Consider the following 21825-nt stretch of genomic DNA (forward strand, 5'->3'; position numbering starts at 1 on the left):
AATCAGAAAGAATCAATAGAAGTTGCGGCCGCTAGACTTGCTACGGTCTTCGCGTGGCTTGGCTTCATTCACTTTGATGGTTCTTCCTTCCATGGAAACACCATTCAATTCTTTGATCGCGTTTTCAGCTGCAGTAGCATTGGGCATGTCTACAAATCCGAAACCGCGACTTCTATTAGTCACTTTGTCGATGATTACGTTTACAGAGGAAACTTCTCCATAGGGAGTGAATAACTTCTCTAATTCTTCGTTCTGAACCCCGAATCCGAGGTTGGATACATAAATGTTCATTTCAGTAAATTTTTTAATGAAAATTTTCTGAGGAAAAAAGCAGGAGGTAATTGAAGGCAATTAAGAAGGGATTCTTTTACAAGATGCTGATTAACTCAAATCGTTAACACGCTCAAGGTAGACTTATTAATCGGTATGGTGAGATTTATTTTGATTCTGTTGGAAACATTGTCCTGAAACAGTTCCAGGGAGTATTGACCTGCGGTTGTTTCCGATCGTCTTTGTTTTTATCGTAATAGCCTGTGAAGAAAGAAGTTACGGGCGACCAAACAGTTTCCATCACACCCAGGAAACGGTCTTTCATGGGGCCTGTTGCCGATTGCCGGAACTCTGCCATATCCCGCACCTGTTGTGCTCCTACAGCAGGTTTATTCCAGGAACAGGTAATTACCGAGAAACCTTTCATTGCAAAATAGACTGCCGTTTTATCCGGTCGTTCATAATGCCAGTCGCATATCACTACATCTTTTGGAATCAGATCAATGGCACGATGCGTGGAATTAAAACTTGCTTCCCACATACCTATTCCGGTTGTTTTTCCATCAATGAGACGATCACCCCAGATCCAGAGTTTACGGTTGCTGGTTGCCAATCGGTTACGGATGGCTGTTAGTTCTTTTGCAAATAATTCTGCTTTATCCAGTCCTCCGCAGCGTGGGCATTTTTCTTCACCTATATAAAATACTTCATCCATTCCGGCATGAAAAGCAGTTGATTCAAAAGCATCACATAATTCATCCATCAGGGCAAAAACAATTTTATGCACATCCGGGTGAGAGGGGCAATAGCTTTTGCAATAGAGCCCGTCTTTATTGGGCCACTCATATTTTTCAGGCATCTGCACCCAGGGAGTTTCATCAAATTGGGGGTACACCCGCAGGAGCTTACCTGTTTTACTGGCCCAGGATTGATGACCCAGCAGGTTGATCTGTGGAATAATTTCAATTCCATTGGTGCGTGCTGCAGTCACCAGCTTTTTTACATCTTCTTTCCGGAGAAAAGGAGTGTCAATAAGTTCGGGATGAGATTGAAACTGGTAAGCATAATCTACCCGTAAAACCAGGTGATTAATTTTTCTGGGTGCCAGTTCCTTTTGCATGAATACCAGGAAAGAATCCAGGTTTTGTTGTGTTGGGGCAGCAATGCTGAAAGCACGCACCGGGAAGGAATCGGTAAGCGGTTTTTGTGCTATCGCGTTCAAACCTGTAACAAGTACGAATAACAAACAAAACTGCCGTAGATAATTTACTGGTATCATGTTTAATATTTTGCCGGTTGATTGGATGCTGGCAGGCTTTGCTTAATGAATTGACGAATGTCTTCATTGCTGCTAGCCAGGTCTTCTTTTCTAAGATACATCATATGTCCGCTCCGATATCCTTTAAAACTCATCCGGTTCGTAAATCTTCCCGCCGCATCTAGTTGCCAGAGATTATATTTCGCATTAAAATAATCACAGGCACCATCATAATAGCCCGACTGCACCATCACATGTAGATAGGGATTCATAGCCATTGCTTTTCGCAGGTCTTCACCGGTTTGATCATTGTTGCGATCCCAGGGTGAAACATTACCAAATACATTGTATTTGAAATCCGTTTTGTATTTCAGGGTTTCTCTCAGATACATATTGATGGGTGGAGTAAAAGAGTGTAACCAGGAGTTTAATTCGGCATTGTAATCGGGGCGGTCTCCTGCATCTTTCCGGTCGATGCCCAGGTAACGGGAATCCAGCCGGCCGATGGTAAATCCTTTATCTCGCATCAACTCTTTCCAGAAAAAATTAACCGGTAGATCCAGGTTGTGCTGCAACCAAACCTGTTCAGCAATGCCGGAATACCTGGCCATACGAGCCGCAATTGATTTTTTTTCAGCGCTGCTTAATTGCCCGCCTCTGTGGATGGCAGGTAATACTTCACGCATGGTGAACTCTTCCACTTCCGGAAGCACTTGCAACAGATCCTTTTGTTGTAGATCTGCCGGCAGTTTTTTATGATACCAGGCAGTAGCTGCATAATAGGGTAGGCGCAAAGCAGCATCGGTTGCAGTTCCTCTTTCAATACCCAATTCAGTTGGAGATACCAGGATTACGCCATTCAGGTAAATCCATTGTGATTCCTGGAGTTCACGTGCGAGTCCGGATACCCGGGTAGTACCATAACTTTCACCAATCAGGTATTTGGGTGAGGCCCATCGCTGGTAACGGGATAGAAAACTGTTAATCCATCCCGCCAGGTATTTGATATCTGCCTGCACACCAAAGAAGGTTGACTTAGGAACAGTGGAATCCACTATCCTGGAGAAGCCGGTATTTACCGGGTCAATAAATACGATATCCGCTACATCCAGGATACTGTGGGGATTGTCCTTGAACCCATAGGGCTGCAACGGATAGCCCTCATCGTCAATGTGGAGGATTTTTGGTCCCGTATAAGCAAGATGCATCCACACGGAAGCGGAGCCCGGTCCTCCATTAAATGAAAATACCAGTGGACGGGTTGCCCTGTCCTTTATATCGGTTCGTTCATAATAAGTGTAAAAGAGTCCGGCTATTGCTTTTCCCTGCTCATTCCATACCGGTAAAGTACCTGCAATAGCCTTATAGGTGATTTTCTGGCCTTTTACCTGAACTTCTTGCGGGGTTACTATACTTGTATCAGGATTAAACGAAATAGAAAATTTGGATTGCGCCTGAGCAAAAATACCTGTTGTTAAGAGGGCAACCAGTAATCGGAGTTTGAAAAGCATAAAAAAGCAATTAGGAAATGAATGTAAAAAAAAGATTTATTCAGTTGGATGTCATATCAAAAATTCGCTGAAACCCTTTACTGTAGATGGTTTTAGTAATTCTTTAAGAGGTTTAAAGTCAGTAAAATCTATAAAACTTGGCTTGCACTACAGTAAATAGCGTTCTATGTTTGCATTATCCCTTCCGATTGCTACTTCCATAGCCAACTATTGCTACCATCTTCGATTGCCGCCGCAAAGAGTTTTTTAAATTATCTAACCGCAAAAAGAATTACAATGAAAAACACAAGTATGAATCTGAAATCAGTGCTGGCAAGTTTGGCAATCGCTGCATTATTGGCTGTATCTGCTAATCCTGTTTTGGCTAACACCGAAAAAAGAGCCAGCAAAAATCGCGTTCCTGTAGAAGTAAAATATGTTGGTAGCAATAACCAGTCTCCTGTTGTTGAAATCAGTCTTGATAACGAAGAAGGAAAAGAAGTAATTGTTCAATTAAGAGATCTCGACGGATATGTGCTGTACACAGCAACTACTTCTGAAAAGAAAATTACCCGCAAATTCCAGATTGACAACTACAGCCAGGAGCCAATTCAACTGAAAGTTGCAGTAACCGTAAATGGTAAAGTTCAAACCGAGGTTTTCCAGATCAATCGTAACCGCACGGTAGTTGAAGACGTAGTAGTTTCTAAATTATAAGATCAAGTGTAGGGTTAACCTTTAATTTTTTTGGGGCTTCCGGGCCCCTTTTTGTATTTTAGGAAAATGAAAAATTTCCTTCAGCGATGCCTGCCAGCGCTGCTGCTCCTGATCTGCAGTGCCGGTTTTTCACAATTGCGACTCCCCGCTATCCTTCAATCCGGTGTGGTTCTTCAACAAAAAGATTCTGTCAATCTTTGGGGTTGGGCCGGTCCCGGTGAAAAAGTAATAGTTACTACAGGGTGGGATAAAAAGCAATATGAAACAACTGCATCCGATCTGGCAAGATGGCTACTTAAAGTGAAAACGCCTGTCGCAGGAGGTCCTTATTCCATTACTATCACCAGCAGAAATACCATCGTACTGGAGGATGTGCTAATTGGAGAAGTTTGGGTCTGCTCAGGACAGTCCAATATGGAGTGGAGTTTTTACAATGGCGTCAAGGATATCGCGCAGGAATTTCCAACTGCGGCCAATGCTTCTATCCGACTCTTTCATGTAAATAAAACCGGTGCTGATTATCCGCAGGAAGACCTGAAAGCCTCCTGGGCCAAAGCTGATTCCAACCAGTTGAAAGCCTTTAGTGCAGTGGGCTATTTCTTTGGAAAAAATCTTCATGAAAAACTGAATGTTCCCATTGGTTTGATCAATGTTAGCTGGGGTGGTACACCTGCTGAAGCATGGACGCCGGAGGCAGTTGTTGCCGCTGATCCCCAACTCAAAGCAGCAGCGGCACAACTGAAAAAAGTAGCCTGGTGGCCTACAACTCCGGCGCAAGCTTATAATGGCATGATTGCTCCTATTACCCCCCATGGAATCGCAGGAGTAATCTGGTACCAGGGGGAAAGTAATACCGGCACCTATTCCACCTACCGGCAATTGTTTACCAGCATGATCGATAGCTGGCGGGCTGCCTGGAAAAAAGACCTTCCGTTTTATTATGTTCAGATAGCACCGTTTAAATATGGAACTACCGGTATCGGCGCACTTTTGCGCGAAGCCCAGGCAGCAGCAGCCTCCCATCCGAATACCGGCATGGTTGTCATAACAGACCTGGTAGATACGGTTACCGATATTCACCCTTCCAGGAAAAAGCCCGTGGGCACCCGGCTTGCCAATTATGCACTTGCATCAACGTATAATTTGCCAATAGGAGACTTCAGGAGTCCGGAGTATAGTTCATCCGCTATTGAAAAAGGTAAAATCCTGGTGAAATTCAATTATGCCGAGAATGGTATCCGCATGAAGGGGTCTAATCCGGAGGGTTGGTTAATCTCAGATATCAATGGTACTAATTGGCTGGCACCCAAAGTAAAAATTGAAAAAAATACTGTGATTCTCTGGCACCCGGATCTCAAAAATCCCATGTTCGTACGCTATGGCTTTGGAAATACCAGTATCGGAAATATGGAGTCAACTGCAGGGCTACCACTTGCGCCATTCCGGACAGATCATTTCCCCATTGAACAGATTCCTGAAAATTAAAAGTGGCAAAAATGTTACGTCTGCTCTTCTTTGCTCTTGCCTCCCTGCTGTTTGTCAACAGTCAGGCTCAAACGAAAAACGAGTTCTATGAGCTGAGAATATACCGCTATGAATCCCAGGAACAAAAAGCTGCCATTCTTCGCTATGCGGAAGAAGCCCTGCTGCCTGCTTTACATCGGTTGAAAATCAGGAATATTGGGGTGCTTGAACCGAGTCCGACTGATACTATCAGCCCACCTGCTATATACTTTATTCTCCCTGTCAATTCTGTTCAATCTGCTGCTGAGATAAGTGTGCGTCTTGAGAAGGATGCCGTTTACCAAACCGCAGCTGCATTTTTTATCAATGTACCTTTTGATAAGCCACCGTTTACCCGGCTTGAAACGGTCTGGATGAAATCCTTCAAGCTGGCTCCTCCTCTGCAGACGCCGGTTTTTTCTACCGAACGCCAAAGCCGAATTTATGAATTACGAAATTATGAATCGGCTACAGTAGACCGTTATAAAAGCAAAGTGCACATGTTCAATGAAGGAGGCGAAATTGAACTGTTTAAAGAACTGAATTTCAATGCTGCTTTTTATGGTGAAGTAATTACCGGGAGCCGGATGCCGAATTTTTATTACCTGACCTGTTTCGAAAATTTTGCTTCCCGGGAAGCGCATTGGAAAGCGTTTTTCAGTCATCCCAAGTGGAAGGAAATGCTTGCAAAAGACATGTATAAAAATAATGTGTCGAAAGCAGGTATACATTTATTAAGGCCGGCTGCCTGCAGCGATTGGTAATAAATCACAGCGAATATTTATAAACAGATATATCAGTTCCTTTTACTGTTCGTATTTCTGTATGCCTGCAAAATTCATGGAGCGACTGTAACAATTCCCTTGCTGCCAAACGGTGTGGGGTTGTCAGTAAGACCGTGGATCCCTGGTTCAAATAATGTCTTATGAGCTTTTCAACAGCAGCCTGATCTTCTGTGTCATAATTGGTATCGCTGAGTAAAATCAGTTCAGCTTTCCAATCAGGTAATCCATCTCTCCAATTGTAAAGGGCAGCTTTCATGTTGGTAAACCTGTTGGTATGTATGGATCTACTGATGCAATCAACTGCTTCCTCCAGGTAATCGGATGCAATGACAGATTCTGCTCGGGTTGCAGCCAAAAGAGAAGGCAGTCCAAGTCCGGCTGCAAATTCAATTACCTTTTTTTGATTGAATAATTCGAGGTGTTCATCCAGGTATTCAGTCATCGCCCAGGCGGATGGCCAGATTCGTGCCCAATAAGGAAATTCATTTTTTTTACCTTCGGCTACTGATTGCTGATAGTTCAGCCGAATACTTTCCTCATCAGGAATTGCTATCTGGATACTTCCACTAGAATATTCCAATTGATGAATAGGGTGGGTCAGCTTATTTACTGGCATACCGGATATTATAGGGTGATAGTCTGTCGAGTGGAAGCCCTCACCTGTAACTGAACCGGTAAAACTATTTTTTCAGGTGTGAAGGATTTATGCTTTTTTTCAATTCGTTCAATCAGCAGTACGGCTGCTCTTTTTCCCATTTCAAATGCGTCCTGAACCACTGTAGTGAGGGCAGGAGAAAATAGTTCAGGTGCATTAAAATTGCTGAAGCCAGCTAATGCTATATCCTCCGGAATTTTTTTGCCCTTTCTTCGTAAATATTGAAAACTGGATTGTGTCATCCGATCGCTGGCAGCCAGTATAGCATCAGGCAGTTGAGGTAGTGCAAATAACTCATCCAGCGCCTGTTCCACTTCTGCTACAATAGCCCCGCCGTGTGCACAATGTTTCAGTAAACTTTCGTCAACTGTTAAACCTGCTTCCCTGTAGGCTCTTCGGTAGCCTTTCAGTCGCTCCTGCGTCATTGCCAGATGAGTCGGACTTGTAATATGAGCTATTCGCCGGTAACCCTGATCAAGCAGGTGTTTGGTCAGTTCAAATGCACCTCCCTCATTATCGGATTGTACAATATGAGTAGGAAGTCCTTCACATATCCTGTCAAAAAATACGATAGGCAATCCGCGTTCATGATAGGCTTCCAGGTGTTTGACATCCCTGGTTTCGGTTGAGACCGAAATCAGCAGGCCATCAATCGCGCGCATGGTAAGATGATCCAGGGCTTTTTTTTCATTTTCCAGTGATTCATTGGTTTGCGTGATGATCACCAGGTATCCTTTGGAAGAAGCAACGGATTCGATCCCATTGATGACTTCACCCAAAAAACTGTTGGGGATGGTGCATAAAACCAGACCAATACATCTGCTGTTTTTATTCTTCAGGCTCTGGGCCAGCAGGTTAGGGCGATAGTTATGTTCCCTGGCATAAGCCAGCACTTTTTCCCTGACAGGTTCAGATATCTGGTAGCTTCCTTTCAGTGCCCTGGAAACAGTAGAGTACGAAAGATTCAGCGCTTTCGCAATATCTTTTATGGTAATCGATTGAATATTCACTAGTTTTTCTACAGTATATTTAAAGAATATTGCTCGCCTAAAATTACAATCAATGGGGAATAGCTCCGGAACTAATTTCGCCGTACGTGTTTCTCTTATCGCTGCACTGGGTGGTTTTCTTTTTGGATTTGAAACTGCCGTTATATCGGGTGCAGAAAAAACAATTCAGTCGTTGTGGAATCTGAGCTCAGGATGGCAGGGATTTACAGTTGCCTCCAGCCTGATCGGAACAGTCATCGGCTCACTGATTGCAGGTATGCCTGCACAGCGTTATGGAAGAAAAAAAGTACTGCTTATTATCGCATTTTTATACCTGTTATCTGCGATTGGATGTTCACTTACTTCCATTTGGGAATTATTCATTTTGTTTCGCTTTATAGGTGGATTGGCAGTTGGTGCATCCTCTGTGGTAGGACCCATGTATATTTCTGAAATCGCTCCGGCAGACATAAGAGGACGACTGGCGGGTTCTTTTCAACTCAATATTGTAGCAGGTATTTTCGTAGCCTACCTTACAAATTTTTTGTTTGTTGGTATGGGCGAAGATTCCTGGCGATGGATGCTGGGTGTGATGGTGGTTCCTTCTCTGCTCTTTGCTATTTTGTTGCGAAGCATACCTGAAAGTCCGCGTTGGTTATGGATCAATGGAAAGCCGGACGAAGCAAAAAAAATCTTTGAACGAACCGGTGATCTGCAGGCTGTTACTGAGATTCAGGAAGAAACCAGGAGCGATAGTAGTCCGGTTCCTGAAAAATTATTTACATCGAAATTCAGGAAACCCATTTTGTTTGCTGTACTGCTGGCGATGTTCAATCAACTGGCTGGCATCAATGCAATTTTATATTACGCTCCACGCATATTTGAAATGGCGGGATTTTCTCAGGCTGATGCCTACTTACAACCTGTTTATATTGGAGCTGCCAACCTGTTGTTTACCTTGCTGGCCATGACCATGATTGATCGTTTTGGTAGGAAAAAACTGCTGGTCATCGGTTCACTGGGTATGATTCTTTTTTTGGGCCTGACAGCAATGGCTTTCAGAGGGGATATGGCAGGAAATCAACTGGTGTTGATTTACCTGATCGGCTTTATTGCCTTCTTTGCTTTTTCACAGGGAGCTGTGATCTGGGTTTTCATTGCAGAAATTTTTCCCAACTCGGTGCGTTCCCAGGGGGGATCATTAGGCAGTTTCACACACTGGATCATGGCAGCCATTATATCCTGGACCTTCCCGATTATCGTGGAAGGGAGTCCGCAGGGTGGTTATTACTCCTTTCTTTTTTATACTGTGATGATGGTGTTGCACCTGATCTTTGTGGTTCGTTTTCTTCCTGAAACAAAAGGCAAAAGCCTGGAACAGATCCAGCAGGAGCTTGGTATTGAGAAGTGAAAATTGGCTCCGTGAAAACGTTTGCACAATTAAATAGCAGACGCTGCCGGTGTTTTGCTTGCTGAATCCTTAGTTTAGCCAGTAATGCAAAACAGTATGGAAATCCGATTTCAGCAAAGCCCGAAAGAAACCAGGTTGATGGATACTTCCGGGCTCAGGGAAAATTTTTTGATCGAAAGCCTGATGCAACCCGAACAGGTTACACTTGTGTATTCTCATTATGACCGGATGATCATTGGAGGAATTCATCCTGTGAGCCAGCCGCTTGAATTACCTAATCATCCTGAACTCAGAGCTGGATTTTTCCTGGAAAGAAGGGAAGCAGGTATAATTAATGTTGGAGGCAAGGGAATTATCATTGCGGACGGACAAACCTATGAACTGAATAAACTCGATTGTCTCTATATTGGGAAGGGTGTTCAGTCAGTAACCTTTCAGTCATCCGATTCATCCAGTCCCGCCATTTTTTATTTGCTGTCTGCCCCCGCACACATGGCATATCCAACCAGGCTAATGAAAAAAGAAGAAGTGGTACCTGTTCAGATGGGCGCTTCAACCACTTCCAATCAGCGAACCATTTACAAATACATTTTCGAAGAAGGCATACGGAGTTGTCAGTTGGTGATGGGACTCACAGTGCTTACCGAAGGCAGCGTATGGAATACCATGCCTGCGCATACACATACCCGTAGGATGGAAGCTTATTTTTATTTTGATCTGGATCCCAGCCAGCGGGTACTGCATCTTATGGGAGAACCCACCGAAACCCGTCACCTGCTGATAGCCAATCACGAGGCTGTTATATCTCCACCCTGGTCGATTCATTCCGGCTGCGGAACTGCGAGCTATTCCTTTATCTGGGGAATGGCCGGAGAGAATTATACCTATACAGATATGGATCCTGCTCCCATTGCTAGCCTGAAATAACGAATGCCGACTGCTATGCGAACTATTTTTCATTTATACTTTCTGTCACTGGGAATTGTATTAAGTGGCTGTTCCTTGCAAAAAGGAAATATTTCCATGGAAGTGGAAAATCCGGCCGAAACAGTTCGATCATCTGCGCTGGTGATTCTATCACGTTCGGCCATTACAAAAAAAGCAAATGGGAAACTCGCCCCTTATTACGAGGTGAACATCCATAACAAAAATATACCTGTGCAGTTTGACGATCTGGATGGTGATGGTCAGTGGGATGAACTGGTTTTTCTGCATGATTTCAGGCCTAAGGAAAAACTTACTGTTATCCTTCGTTCATCAGCAATTAAACCCATCGGAATCAGTGGTAGTAAAGCCCATGTACGTCATCAGCGGCTATTGGAGAATGGTAGTTTTGGTCCTTCACTTGCAGCAGATACTATTGATGGGAAACAAAAACCAACTGATTTCAGTAAACAGAAATTACCACCTTTTCTCACTGAAGGTCCCGCCTGGGAAAATGATCGCGTAGGTTTCAGACTCTATTTCGATACCCGCAATGGGAAAGATATCTGGGGTAAACTCAAACCAGAGATGGTGCTGGATAGCGTTGGAACAAATAGTACTGCCAATTACCATGCACTGAATGAATGGGGAATGGATCTGCTTAAAGTGGGGTCTTCCCTGGGTGCAGGCGCACTGGCCTTGTTTATTCCAGATATGGAAGGAAAGGATACCCTGGTTCGGGTGGGCGGTTCCAATATGGAAAATATTCTCTATGAACGCGTGGCAGATGGTCCGGTTCGGGCCATTTTCCGGATGCATTATAAAAATTGGAAGCTTCATCCTGCTCTCTCACCTGTATCCCTAACCGAGGAAATTCAGATCTGGGGCGGACAGTTATTTTATGAATCAGTTGTTCATGTTACGGGGCTGCCCGCAAATGCAGCACTGGTTACAGGTATCGTAAATTTGTATGATGCGCCTGAAAATGAAATACTCGAGGGTAAGGCGACTGCGATCTTCACTCATCATAAGCAGAGTGAGAACAAAGATAAACTCGCAATGGCCATTTTGCTGAATAAAGAGGAACTGCAGGAATTCAGCACGGCAAAAAATTCTGATACAGATATACGTAATACTTATCTTGTAAAAATGAAAACCCGGAACAATGAGCCGAACCGATTCCGGTTTTATGCTGCCTGGGAAAAATCAGTTCCCGCCCTGTCTGATTCGGCTCGTTTTGAAGCATTTTTGAGAGATGAGTTAAAAGCATTCCAGCAACCAATAATAGTTAATGAATGAAAAAGATTGCCTGCCTGGGAGAATTTCTTTTGCGGATGTCGCCGGAATTACCTGCTACCTGGATGCAACAGGCTTCCATGCCGGTTTACCTTGGTGGAGCCGAGTTTAATGTGGCAGCAGCACTCAGTCATTGGCAGCATCCGGTTAAATATATTTCTGCCCTGCCGGAGAACAGCATGGCCGATGATGTGCTAGTTGAAATGCAGCGCATGGGAATAGATACATCAGCTATACAGCGTATCGGAAATCGCATCGGAATTTATTTTCTTCCCCAGGGAGCAGATCTTAAAAATGCAGGGGTAATTTATGATCGCGCGGGTTCATCTTTTGCTACGCTGCAACCAGGAACCATAGATTGGAAAAACCTGCTCAGCGATTGTGAGCTCTTTCATTTCAGCGCGATTAGTCCCGCCCTGAATGCAACTGCCGCCAGGGTCTGCAAAGAAGCTGTTGAAGCTGCCGCTGCATTAGGACTCACCATCTCCGTTGATCTCAATTACCGGAATAAACTTTGGAAATATGGTACAGCTCCAAAAGAAGTGATGCCGGAATTGATTCAGCATTGCAGTATTGTAATGGGAAATATCTGGTCGGCAGCTGAATTACTTGGAGCACCACTGGATAATTCATTGATAGCATCAAAAACTAAAGCAGCTTATCTTCAACAAGCCACAACTACGGCTGCCTATATCCGTGAGTTGGCACCTTCCTGCAGTTGGGTTGCCAATACATTCCGGTTTGATCAACAGGACAGTATTCAGTATTACGCAACATTAGACACAAGGGATAGCCAGGTTGTTTCAAATGAATGGCAGATTCAGTATATAATTGACCGGGTTGGCAGTGGCGACTGTTTCATGGCCGGATTACTACACAGTTGGGTACAGCAGTCAGATATTGCTGCTGCTGTAAACCTGGCGGCAGCTGCTGCGGTTGGCAAACTGCAGGAAAAAGGCGATTTTACCCGACAAACCCTTGATTCGATTCATCAAAAAATGGCGCAACATGGCTGATCATTCAACTATTTACACCAAACTCAGGGAGCAGGGGGTATTGCCTTTGTTTTATCATCCTGACTATACTGTTTGTGAACAAACCATGCAGGCCTTGTATGAGGGTGGTATCCGAATGGTGGAGTTTACCAACAGGGGAGAGCAGGCGTTGGATCATTTTACGGAACTGATCAAAAAAAGAAATATCAGTTGGCCGGATTTGACCCTGGCAATTGGAACTATCAAAACACCTGCGCAGGCTACTGCTTTTCTTAATGCAGGGGCAGACCTGGTGATTTGTCCGGGTACTGTACAGATAGTAGGAGAAACCGTACATGCAGCAGGTAAACCCTGGATCCCGGGAGCAATGACCGTTTCAGAAATTTTACTGGCGCAAGCTACCGGTGCTGAGTTCATCAAACTATTCCCCGGAAATCTGCTCGGGCCATCCTTTATGGCAGGCATCCGGGATATATTTCCGGAACTTAGTTTTATGCCAACAGGAGGAGTAGAACTAACGATTGACAATTTACAGTCCTGGTTTAGGGCGGGAGTAAGCGCAGTTGGATTGGGCAGTAAATTTCTGTCGAAGGAATTGCTGGCCAGTGGCGATTATGCGCAGATCACAAAGGATGCCAAACGAGCGCTTGAACTGGTGAAGCAGGTAAAATAAATGTACTTGACCATATGAAAAATGAAAAAACAAAGTATCGGTGGACGATATGCGGACTGGTATTTTTTGCCACTACGATTAACTATCTCGACCGGGCAGTTATAAGTCTATTAAAAGGTCCGCTTGAACTGGAATTCGGCTGGTCTGAATCAGACTATGCAAATATTGTAATTGCCTTTCAGTTATCCTATGCCATTGGTTTATTGTTGATGGGTCCCCTGGTCGATAAGATAGGAACCAAAATGGGCTATGCACTTGCCATTATCGGCTGGAGTTTCGCAGCAGGTGGTCATGCGCTGGTGAGTTCCACACTTGGATTTATTGTTGCAAGAGCTGCCCTGGGTATAACTGAGGCTGGTAACTTTCCGGCGGCTATCAAAACCGTAGCGGAATGGTTTCCCAAAAAAGAGAGAGCACTGGCAACCGGTCTCTTTAATTCAGGCGCCAATGTAGGCGCCATCCTGGCACCACTGACTGTACCCTATATTGCAGCCACCTGGGGATGGGAGTGGGCATTCATCCTGACTGCTGCAACCGGTTTTATCTGGCTGATCTTCTGGTTTAAATCTTATAGCGCCCCTGCTGTACATCCAAAAGTTAACAGTGAAGAACTGGCCCATATCAATAGTGATACAGCTGCAGAACCTACGACTGATGAAAGTCCTAAACTCCCCTGGTTCAGCCTGCTTGGTTTCCGGCAGACCTGGGCCTTTGTGCTTGGGAAGTTTCTTACCGATCCCGTTTGGTGGTTTTACCTTTTCTGGCTGCCTTCTTTTCTGAAAGCGGAATACCAGATGGATAATACTGCCATCGCTATACCGGTTGCACTGGTTTACATGATGTCAACGGTAGGTAGCGTGGTAGGAGGCTGGTTGCCCTTATGCTTTATCAAATCTGGTTGGCCGGTATTCAGAAGCCGAAAAACAGCCATGTTCATTTATGCATTGGGAGCTTTGCCGGTGATGCTGGCTCAATGGTTGGGAAGTATCAATATGTGGCTGGCTGTTTTGATAATCGGACTGGCGGCAGCTGCCCACCAGGCCTGGAGTGCTAATATATTTACTACTGTATCCGATATGTTTCCCAAATCTTCTGTTGGATCAGTAACCGGATTGGGTGGGATGGCTGGCGCATTGGGGGGGATCTTAATTGCTAAGATGGCCGGACTGCTCTTCGATCATTATAAAGCGCTGGGCAAGATTGAAGCCGGTTATTTTATCATGTTTCTGGTATGTTCAATGGCCTACCTGGTTGCCTGGGGAATCATGCACCTGCTGGTTCCTAAAATGAAAGAGATCAAAGTTTGATTATTTTAGACCTCAAAAAGCAATCATGCCAACTGCCATTTGGGGAATCGATTTGGGAGGAACAAAAATAGAAGGGGTAATCCTGCCTGCTACCGGTGATCCGCAACCGATCCTTCGAACCCGCATTCCAACAGAAGCCGACAAAGGCTATCAACATATTGTTTCCCAAATAGGCGTACTGGTAAAGCGCATGAAAGAGGAATCCGGCCTTAAACCTGAAAGAATAGGAATAGGAACCCCGGGTGTACTGGACCCTATCCTGCAAACCATGAAGAACTGCAACAGTACAGCACTGAATGGTAATCCCCTGAAAGCGGACCTGGAAAAAGAGCTGGGAATACCTGTGGTGCTGGCAAATGATGCCAACTGCTTTGCCCTGGCAGAAGCCCAATGGGGAGCAGTAAAGCAGGTGGTTCCCGATGCCAGGATGGTTTTTGGTATCATTATGGGTACCGGCGTAGGTGGAGGCATTGTTCATAATGGACTCATCTGGGAAGGCAAAAATGGAATTGCAGGAGAATGGGGACATATCTTTCTCGATGAATCCGGTGGCCCCTGTTATTGCGGTCGCGCTGGTTGTGTGGAAACCATATTAAGCGGACCTGCATTACAGCGGTATTATACAAAGGAGTCCGGATTAAGAAAGACCCTGAAGGAAATTGTGGAAGCTGCCAGCCAGGGTGAAGAAGCAGCCATTATGACCCTGGACCGACTGCATCAATATTTCGGGAAAGCAGTATCAATAATCACCAATTTGCTGGATCCGGATGTAATCCTTGTTGGGGGAGGAGTTGGAAATATTGCCAGTATCTATACCGAAGGGAAAGCCAGCCTTGAAAAACATATCTTCAATAACCGGCTGGATACACCTGTTCTGGCACCGAAATTGGGCGACAGTGCGGGTGTTTTTGGTGCAGCTGCATTGGTAGCTGGGCCTCGCTAGGAGTCGGAGCCAACATGGAAGTTTTTTTTCAAATATTGTTTTGGGTTAGCCTGCTGTTACTCTTATATATTTATATAGTATATGGGCTACTGGTGTATATCCTGGCGCAAAGAAAACCGGGGTCCGCGCCAGGCAAGCTGACCGACAGGGAGCTGCCATCTCTCACAGTCCTGATCCCTGCCTTTAATGAGGCTGCCGTAATAGGGGGGAAAATCCGTAATACTCTTTCCCTTCGATATCCAAGGGAGAAATTCAGAGTGCTTATTATAACCGATGGGTCCACTGACGGTACAGAACAGATTGTGCGGGCATTTCCCCAGGTGGACCTGCTGCATGAGGCTGTACGGCTTGGAAAGGCAGCTGCTATCAACCGGGCTATGCAGGATATAACAAGTGACCTGGTTGTTCTGACAGATGCCAATACCGTGTTGAATGAAGAGGCGCTGCTGCAACTGGTACAATCCTTTGACAACCCAGCTATAGGTGCAGTATCAGGAGAGAAACTGGTAGTGAGTTCAGGAGCTGAAGAACTCTCATCAGAAGGAGAAGGCCTTTACTGGAAATATGAATCCTTTCTGAAGCAGAATGACGCCCGGCTTCACAGCATTGTGGGAGCCGCTGGAGAATTGCTGGCTTTGAGGACCAACCTGTTTACTCCGCTGGAACCAGATACAGTGCTGGATGATTTTATACTTTCCATGCGGATCTGTGAAGCGGGCTACCGGGTAGCCTATCAGCCGGATGCAAGAGCTGTAGAGGCTGGTTCTTTTAATCTGGCAGAGGAACAAAAAAGAAAGATCCGGATTGCTGCAGGAGGCTTCCAGGCGCTGGGCAGATTATCCAAAAGCTGGGAATACAGGAACAACCCACTTTTGTTTTTTCAATTCTTTTCCCACCGGGTTTTGCGCTGGGTGGCAGCAGCACCGGCATTGATACTGTTGGCGCTAAGCACGATTTACCTGGTTGTAAAAGGAGCAGGTGGGGTATACGAACTGGCTGGGTTGGTTCAGCTTCTCTTTTATGGCCTGGCTGTAATTGGCTGGCTGGGAGCTCGTACAAATACGAAATGGCCCATCGTATATATCCCCTATTATTTTGTTTTCATGCATTGGGCAATCCTGGCCGGACTAATAAAATATCTTACTGGCGGAACAGATGCCAGGTGGGAAAAAGCAAACCGCATAAGGGTTCCCGTTAATCCGGAGTCTGGGGATGCATCCGGTGAATAAGTATTTTTACGCTGAAATAGAAAAAAGTCCTCCGTAGATTTCTTAAAATCGAAATATATATTACTTTTACCCCACGATAGCCTAAGTACATGCACTTAGGAAGCTTGCTTACCGTTCCACAATCCTAAGAACTCGCCTCCATTAGTAGTATTTTTCTGATTACCCATCAGGTAGCGCTGATGTTGATTGTTCCAAGTACCCATTGAAAGCCTAACCGTTCCAATTGAACTCCTATTGAAAAATTGAGTTTCTAACAAAACTTAATTATTCAAGGATGAAAAGAAAAATACTCGTAATCACAGCTAGTAAATCGATTCGATTTTTACTGCACACTGTTTTGAGTGAACAATTTTCAGCCATCACTGCTTCAGAAGCAGGAGATGCCATGTATTGGTTAACCAGGTCAGAGCTGCCATCTGCTATTGTAGTAGATCCTGAACTGCCTGATACCGCTAACTGGGAAATTGTCGAATACTTTAAAACAAGTGAGCTGTATAAGAATATACCTATGGTAGTGATTTCGTCTTTGGAAGAAGAAGAAATTGCAACTGTATGTACCCGTTATGATGTGGAAGCAGCGTTTCACAAACCATTTAATCCCGTTGACCTTATAAAAACACTGGAAGCTTTGACCAAATCGCCTGTAGCAGGATCGAAAAAACTGTTGAAAGTGGTTTGATAAAACTTTCGAATAAATCTTACCTGAATGGAACAAACTTTACAATTAACCCCAATAGCTTCCCAGCAGCCAACCTATCGCAGGTATTCAATTACCCGCGAGCATCAGGCCGCACCGGTGGCTGTTTTGCATAACAGGGAATTTTTCTTTATTGGAAAAAATTCCCGCAATATTGATTATCTCGTTCACCTGTTTGAAGGTGGATATGCCGCTGAATCCGTTCCGAAGGCGATAGCTATTCTTCAGCGCATCGATTCTCAATCAAAAACTATACCACAAGTTATTATTGTGGAAGGAAATTTGGAATTGGCTGAAGCAGCTAACCTGAATGCCTACCTGAAGTCAATTGAAAAGTTCCGTGCTATACCGGTAATCATGGATTCTGCCGGTAAAATGGTGGAAGCAAAAGATAAGGCATTGCTGATGCGTTTATTCGATGACGTTATTGATACCCGCAAAGCAGACGACAAACTGATCCAGCGTGTTGATTTTCTTTCAAAAGTGAAAAAGAGGAACTGTTCCCGATCTGAATATAAAATGGAGCAGGTGGCTGAGCAGGCGAAACTGACGCCACTTGGAGTTGGAAGAAGATTGTTTGATATCCTGGTATCTTCAATAGCTCTGATTCTTTTGAGTCCGGTTATGTTACTGATCGCAATGATCATCAAACTGGAGAGCAGGGGTCCTGTTTTTTATATTTCGAAAAGAGCAGGTCGTGGTTATCGGATCTTCAACTTTTATAAGTTCCGCACCATGAAACTCGATGCCGAAGAGCTGAAAGATGCGGTTAAGCATAGAAATGAGTACAACGAGGACAATGGATGTGTATTCTTTAAAATCACCAATGACCCGCGTGCAACCCGCTTTGGTCGATTCCTGAGAAACTCCAGTTTGGATGAGCTTCCACAGTTTTTCAATGTATTGCTGGGGGATATGTCAATAGTTGGTAATCGTCCTTTACCCTTGTATGAAGCTGCAATGCTTACTACAGATGAATGGTCAAAGCGGTTCATGGCTCCAGCAGGTATAACGGGTTTATGGCAGATCCGTAAAAAAGATCGCCATTGCATGTCTGTGGAAGAACGCATCAAGCTGGACATCACTTATGCGCAAAAACAGAATTTCTTATTTGATTTATGGATCATAGCTCATACACCTCCAGCCCTGATTCAAAAATCAAATATTTCCTGAGCAACATATTTCCCAACCTAAAGCCGGCCTTACGCCGGCTTTTTAGGTTGTATTTAGAATACGGTTCTTTTTTTATACTTTTCCGATTAATGTGGTAACATTTTTATACATAGCCGGATTATTGATTTTTATCTACCTGTTTTGCAGCATAACCTATTTACTGGTTGTTGCAATAGCCGGACTTATGTACCGCGAAGACCCTATCCCGGAAGCCAGTGAACTGGCAAACATCCTGATATTAATTCCAAGTTTCCGCGATGATCACATTATCTGCCATACTGTACAGGAAGCAATTTTGCACAATTATCCCAGGGATAAATTTGATGTGATGGTTGTGGCGGATTCTCTGAAGCCGATGACTGTACAACAACTCCGGCATTTTGGTGCAAGTGTACTGGAGGTTAATACCAGGATGAAATCGCGCTCCATCCATTCCGCATTGGAAACATTGCTGCCTGGTCAATACGATCTGGTAATGTTGCTGGATGCAGACAATATTATGAAACCGGATTGCCTTCGCCTTGTAAACAATGCATATAAAGCAGGTCACCAGGCTATTCAATGTCATCGGACTGCAAAAAATGAACAAACCAGTGTTGCCCTGCTGGATGCAATCAGCGAAGAAATCAATAACCACCTCTTTCGCCAGGGGCAACAGGCGCTTGGTTTTTCAGCAGCACCTTCCGGCTCCGGAATGGCATTCGAATTTAACCTGCTTAAATCCATCTTCAACTGGAAGCCGATTTTGGAGAACCCAGGTGAAGACAGAGAAATTGATATGCAATTATTGAAAAGGGGTATCCAAATGCATTATCTGCCGGAAGCATGGGTGCTGGACGAAAAAGTAGCCAGTCACGATGTTTTCGAAAAGCAACGCCTTCGCTGGCTGGAAGCCCAGTGGTACCATCTTCGGATGTTTTGGGAACCGGATATGATTGGCATCTATAAAGACCGCCACTATTACAACAAACTGGTGCAAAACTTATTGTTGCCAAGGTCTTTATACCTGGTTGTTTTTTCGGCTATCCTGGTATTGGTAATCATTCGATATGCCACCGGATGGGCTTTTTTCTTTCCGGTACCCGGTTGGTGGCTGAGCCTGCTCCTGTTTTTCCTGCTAACACTTGCCATTGCCATGCCTTCCAGGTATTATTCTTCTCCCACCATTAAAGCATTACTCAGTTTACCCGCTTTGATGGTAGCCATGTTAAGAGCATTGCTGAAAGTTAAAACCGGTAGAAAAGAATTTATTCCAACACCCAAATCCTATACCGGGCTGAAAGAATCTCAGAAATAATCCCGGTATGCTAATTTTGAGCCCAAATTGTCTTCCATCAACTTTGATGCACCCATATTATCCAGTCCGATTGAATACCTGAAAGGGGTAGGTCCGCTGCGGGCAGACATCCTGAAAAAAGAATTGCAAATTTTCACCTTCCGTGATCTGCTGGATCATTTTCCCCTCCGGCATATTGATCGAACTAAAATTACTCAACTCGCTGCGGTTAGTCCCTCCATGGAATACATCCAGGTAGCCGGTACTATTCAATCCATGCAAGTCCTGGGAGAAAACCGGGGCCGAAGATTGGTTGCCCAACTCAAAGATGGAACCGGTGTATTGGAACTCGTCTGGTTCCAGGGAATTAACTGGATACAGAAAAACATACAAATCGGACAGGCTTATCTGGTTTATGGCAAAACAGGTTATTTCAATGGGATGCTCCAGCTTACACATCCGGAAATGGAAGTTTATACACCTGCCAAAGCAGGGGGAAAAGCATTTCTTGAGCCTATCTATCCAAGCACAGAAAAACTAAAAGCCAAATCCCTTGGCGGGCGGCAATTAGGCAAACTACTGTTTACCCTGCTGGAAGCTTTGCAGGAAAGAGATCTTCCCGAAAACCTGCCGGCTCGTTTGTTGCAGGAATACCAGTTTCCTACGAGATATGAAGCCTATCAGCAGATCCATTTTCCCATATCAGACCCGGCCTACCAGCGCGCACTTGCCAGGCTGAAATTTGAAGAATTATTCATTGCACAACTCCGGCTTGGATTGATAAAACTCGAACGGCACCGGTATTCAAGAGGAGTTGTCTTTTCTCAGGTAGGTGAACATTTCAATAACTTTTATCATAATCACCTGCCTTTTGCTCTTACCAATGCACAGAAACGGGTGTTAAAGGAAATCAGGCAGGATATGGCGCATGGAAGGCAGATGAACCGCCTCTTGCAGGGGGATGTTGGTAGCGGCAAAACCATTGTGGCATTACTTTCCATGTTACTGGCTGTTGATAACGGATTCCAGGCCAGCCTGATGGCACCCACTGAAATATTAGCCACTCAGCATTACCAGGGACTCTCTGCACTTTTAAAAGAGATGCCAGTTAAAATTGCATTGCTAACCGGATCCACAAAAGCAGCAGCAAGAAAAAAAATACTGAAAGAACTGGCGGAGGGTGAGTTGCATTTATTGGTAGGTACACATGCTTTATTAGAGGATCCGGTTCAATTCCGGCAACTGGGATTGGCCATAATTGATGAACAGCATCGCTTTGGTGTGGCACAAAGAGCGCGACTCTGGAAAAAAGCAAGCATTCCTCCCCATGTGCTGGTTATGACAGCTACGCCTATCCCAAGAACACTGGCCATGACTGCTTACGGGGATCTTGATTATAGTATTATTGACGAATTGCCTCCTGGCAGACAACCCATCACAACGGTTCATCGTTTTGACTATTCAAGGGCTCAGGTAATGGATTTCATAAAAGAGGAAATTCAGAAAGGCCGGCAGGCGTATTGCATTTTTCCACTCATTGAAGAATCTGAAAAACTGGACCTGGAGAACCTGATGCGGGGATACGAAAACATCAAAGCATTTTTTCCCGAGCCTAAATACTGGATCAGCATGGTGCATGGAAGAATGGCGCCGGATATCAAGGAAACCAATATGCAACGATTCGTGCAAAACGATACTCAGATCATGGTGGCAACAACAGTGATAGAAGTAGGTGTTAACGTACCCAATGCGAGTGTTATGGTTATTGAAAGTGCAGAAAAATTCGGTTTATCACAGCTCCACCAGTTAAGAGGAAGAGTCGGAAGAGGAAGTGAAAAGAGTTTTTGCATATTATTAACAGGCACCCAGCTAACCAATGAGGCACGCGAACGGTTGAAAATTATGTGTGCTACGAATGATGGTTTCCGGATAGCAGAAAAGGATCTGGAATTGAGAGGCCCGGGTGATATTGAAGGCACCCGGCAAAGTGGAATGTTGAACTTCAAGCTGGCAGATCTCATAAAAGATAAACAATGGCTGGATGCCGCAAAATACCAGGCAGCACAGGTGCTGGAGACAGATCCGGAATTGAAGCGGGAAGAAAACAGCGCGTTAAAATTCTACCTTCAGGCGCAGAAAGGAAAACTGGCCTGGAGCAGGATATCGTAAATCTACTGACTGGAATAATCGATTATTTGATGTAAATTCAATAGACCTTGAGACGCACAATCCAA

The 21825-nt window shown here is 44.6% G+C and carries 20 protein-coding genes; 15 read left to right on the top strand and 5 right to left on the bottom strand.

Annotation, left to right across the window (positions count from 1 at the left end; genetic code table 11):
- Positions 1–12: 12 nt before the first annotated feature.
- From rbp to MD536_RS18465, 3 genes are all read right to left on the bottom strand, one after another.
- Positions 13–291, bottom strand: a complete 279-nt coding sequence (rbp, locus tag MD536_RS18455; RefSeq protein ID WP_239602819.1) for an RNA-binding regulator — start codon at positions 289–291, stop codon at positions 13–15.
- A gap of 145 nt (positions 292–436) precedes the next feature.
- Positions 437–1549 carry a family 20 glycosylhydrolase gene (locus MD536_RS18460; protein ID WP_239602821.1) on the bottom strand — a complete coding sequence of 371 codons (1113 nt, stop codon included), beginning with the start codon at positions 1547–1549 and terminating at the stop codon, positions 437–439.
- A 2-nt stretch (positions 1550–1551) separates the two neighbouring features.
- On the bottom strand, positions 1552–3039 hold the full coding sequence (locus tag MD536_RS18465) for a S10 family peptidase (RefSeq protein WP_239602823.1): 1488 nt from the start codon (positions 3037–3039) through the stop codon (positions 1552–1554).
- 291 nt (positions 3040–3330) lie between these two features.
- Between MD536_RS18465 and MD536_RS18470 the strand changes: the two genes are divergently transcribed.
- The 3 genes from MD536_RS18470 (at position 3331) to MD536_RS18480 (ending at position 6002) form a co-directional block, all read left to right on the top strand.
- Entirely contained in the window at positions 3331–3735 is a 405-nt protein-coding gene (locus MD536_RS18470; RefSeq protein ID WP_239602825.1) for a hypothetical protein, read from the top strand.
- A gap of 66 nt (positions 3736–3801) precedes the next feature.
- Positions 3802–5220 carry a sialate O-acetylesterase gene (locus MD536_RS18475; RefSeq protein WP_239602827.1) on the top strand — a complete coding sequence of 473 codons (1419 nt, stop codon included), beginning with the start codon at positions 3802–3804 and terminating at the stop codon, positions 5218–5220.
- 11 nt (positions 5221–5231) lie between these two features.
- Complete coding sequence (locus tag MD536_RS18480; RefSeq protein WP_239602828.1) at positions 5232–6002, top strand: NIPSNAP family protein; 771 nt, start codon at positions 5232–5234, stop codon at positions 6000–6002.
- A gap of 4 nt (positions 6003–6006) precedes the next feature.
- On the opposite strand, the gene MD536_RS18485 is transcribed toward MD536_RS18480, so the two are convergent.
- Together MD536_RS18485 and MD536_RS18490 are read right to left on the bottom strand one after the other, a co-directional pair.
- Positions 6007–6639 carry a class I SAM-dependent methyltransferase gene (locus MD536_RS18485; protein WP_239602830.1) on the bottom strand — a complete coding sequence of 211 codons (633 nt, stop codon included), beginning with the start codon at positions 6637–6639 and terminating at the stop codon, positions 6007–6009.
- Between the two features lie 8 nt (positions 6640–6647).
- Positions 6648–7688, bottom strand: coding sequence for a LacI family DNA-binding transcriptional regulator (locus MD536_RS18490; RefSeq protein ID WP_239602832.1), 1041 nt, complete (start codon positions 7686–7688; stop codon positions 6648–6650).
- Between the two features lie 52 nt (positions 7689–7740).
- Here MD536_RS18490 and MD536_RS18495 point away from each other — a divergent pair, with 52 nt between their 5' ends.
- From MD536_RS18495 to recG, 12 genes are all read left to right on the top strand, one after another.
- Entirely contained in the window at positions 7741–9078 is a 1338-nt protein-coding gene (locus MD536_RS18495) for a sugar porter family MFS transporter (RefSeq protein ID WP_239602834.1), read from the top strand.
- A gap of 96 nt (positions 9079–9174) precedes the next feature.
- Positions 9175–10005 carry a 5-dehydro-4-deoxy-D-glucuronate isomerase gene (gene kduI, locus MD536_RS18500; RefSeq protein WP_239602836.1) on the top strand — a complete coding sequence of 277 codons (831 nt, stop codon included), beginning with the start codon at positions 9175–9177 and terminating at the stop codon, positions 10003–10005.
- Positions 10006–10020: 15 nt separating this feature from the next.
- Positions 10021–11301 carry a DUF4861 domain-containing protein gene (locus MD536_RS18505; protein WP_239602840.1) on the top strand — a complete coding sequence of 427 codons (1281 nt, stop codon included), beginning with the start codon at positions 10021–10023 and terminating at the stop codon, positions 11299–11301.
- Positions 11298–12314: a sugar kinase gene (locus tag MD536_RS18510; RefSeq protein ID WP_239602842.1), complete on the top strand. Its 1017-nt coding sequence runs from the start codon at positions 11298–11300 to the stop codon at positions 12312–12314. Before MD536_RS18505 ends, MD536_RS18510 begins: the two co-directional genes overlap by 4 nt.
- A complete protein-coding gene (locus MD536_RS18515) occupies positions 12307–12966 on the top strand; it encodes a beta/alpha barrel domain-containing protein (RefSeq protein WP_239602844.1) in 660 nt (219 codons plus the stop codon). The genes MD536_RS18510 and MD536_RS18515 overlap by 8 nt, the downstream gene beginning before the upstream one ends.
- A 14-nt stretch (positions 12967–12980) precedes the next feature.
- The gene (locus MD536_RS18520; protein ID WP_239602846.1) at positions 12981–14273 is read left to right on the top strand and encodes an MFS transporter; all 1293 of its coding nucleotides are present in this window, start codon (positions 12981–12983) and stop codon (positions 14271–14273) included.
- Between the two features lie 25 nt (positions 14274–14298).
- Positions 14299–15216, top strand: a complete 918-nt coding sequence (locus MD536_RS18525; protein WP_239602848.1) for an ROK family protein — start codon at positions 14299–14301, stop codon at positions 15214–15216.
- A 14-nt stretch (positions 15217–15230) separates the two neighbouring features.
- Positions 15231–16445: a glycosyltransferase family 2 protein gene (locus MD536_RS18530; RefSeq protein WP_239602850.1), complete on the top strand. Its 1215-nt coding sequence runs from the start codon at positions 15231–15233 to the stop codon at positions 16443–16445.
- A 274-nt stretch (positions 16446–16719) separates the two neighbouring features.
- A complete protein-coding gene (locus MD536_RS18535) occupies positions 16720–17124 on the top strand; it encodes a response regulator (protein WP_239602851.1) in 405 nt (134 codons plus the stop codon).
- Positions 17125–17151: 27 nt separating this feature from the next.
- Positions 17152–18315: a sugar transferase gene (locus MD536_RS18540; RefSeq protein ID WP_239602853.1), complete on the top strand. Its 1164-nt coding sequence runs from the start codon at positions 17152–17154 to the stop codon at positions 18313–18315.
- A 91-nt stretch (positions 18316–18406) separates the two neighbouring features.
- Entirely contained in the window at positions 18407–19612 is a 1206-nt protein-coding gene (locus MD536_RS18545; RefSeq protein WP_239602855.1) for a glycosyltransferase family 2 protein, read from the top strand.
- A 27-nt stretch (positions 19613–19639) separates the two neighbouring features.
- Complete coding sequence (recG, locus tag MD536_RS18550; protein WP_262916048.1) at positions 19640–21760, top strand: ATP-dependent DNA helicase RecG; 2121 nt, start codon at positions 19640–19642, stop codon at positions 21758–21760.
- Positions 21761–21825 lie beyond the last annotated feature (65 nt).

It is taken from the genome of Flavihumibacter cheonanensis (assembly GCF_022352215.1).
GTDB lineage: Bacteria > Bacteroidota > Bacteroidia > Chitinophagales > Chitinophagaceae > Flavihumibacter > Flavihumibacter cheonanensis.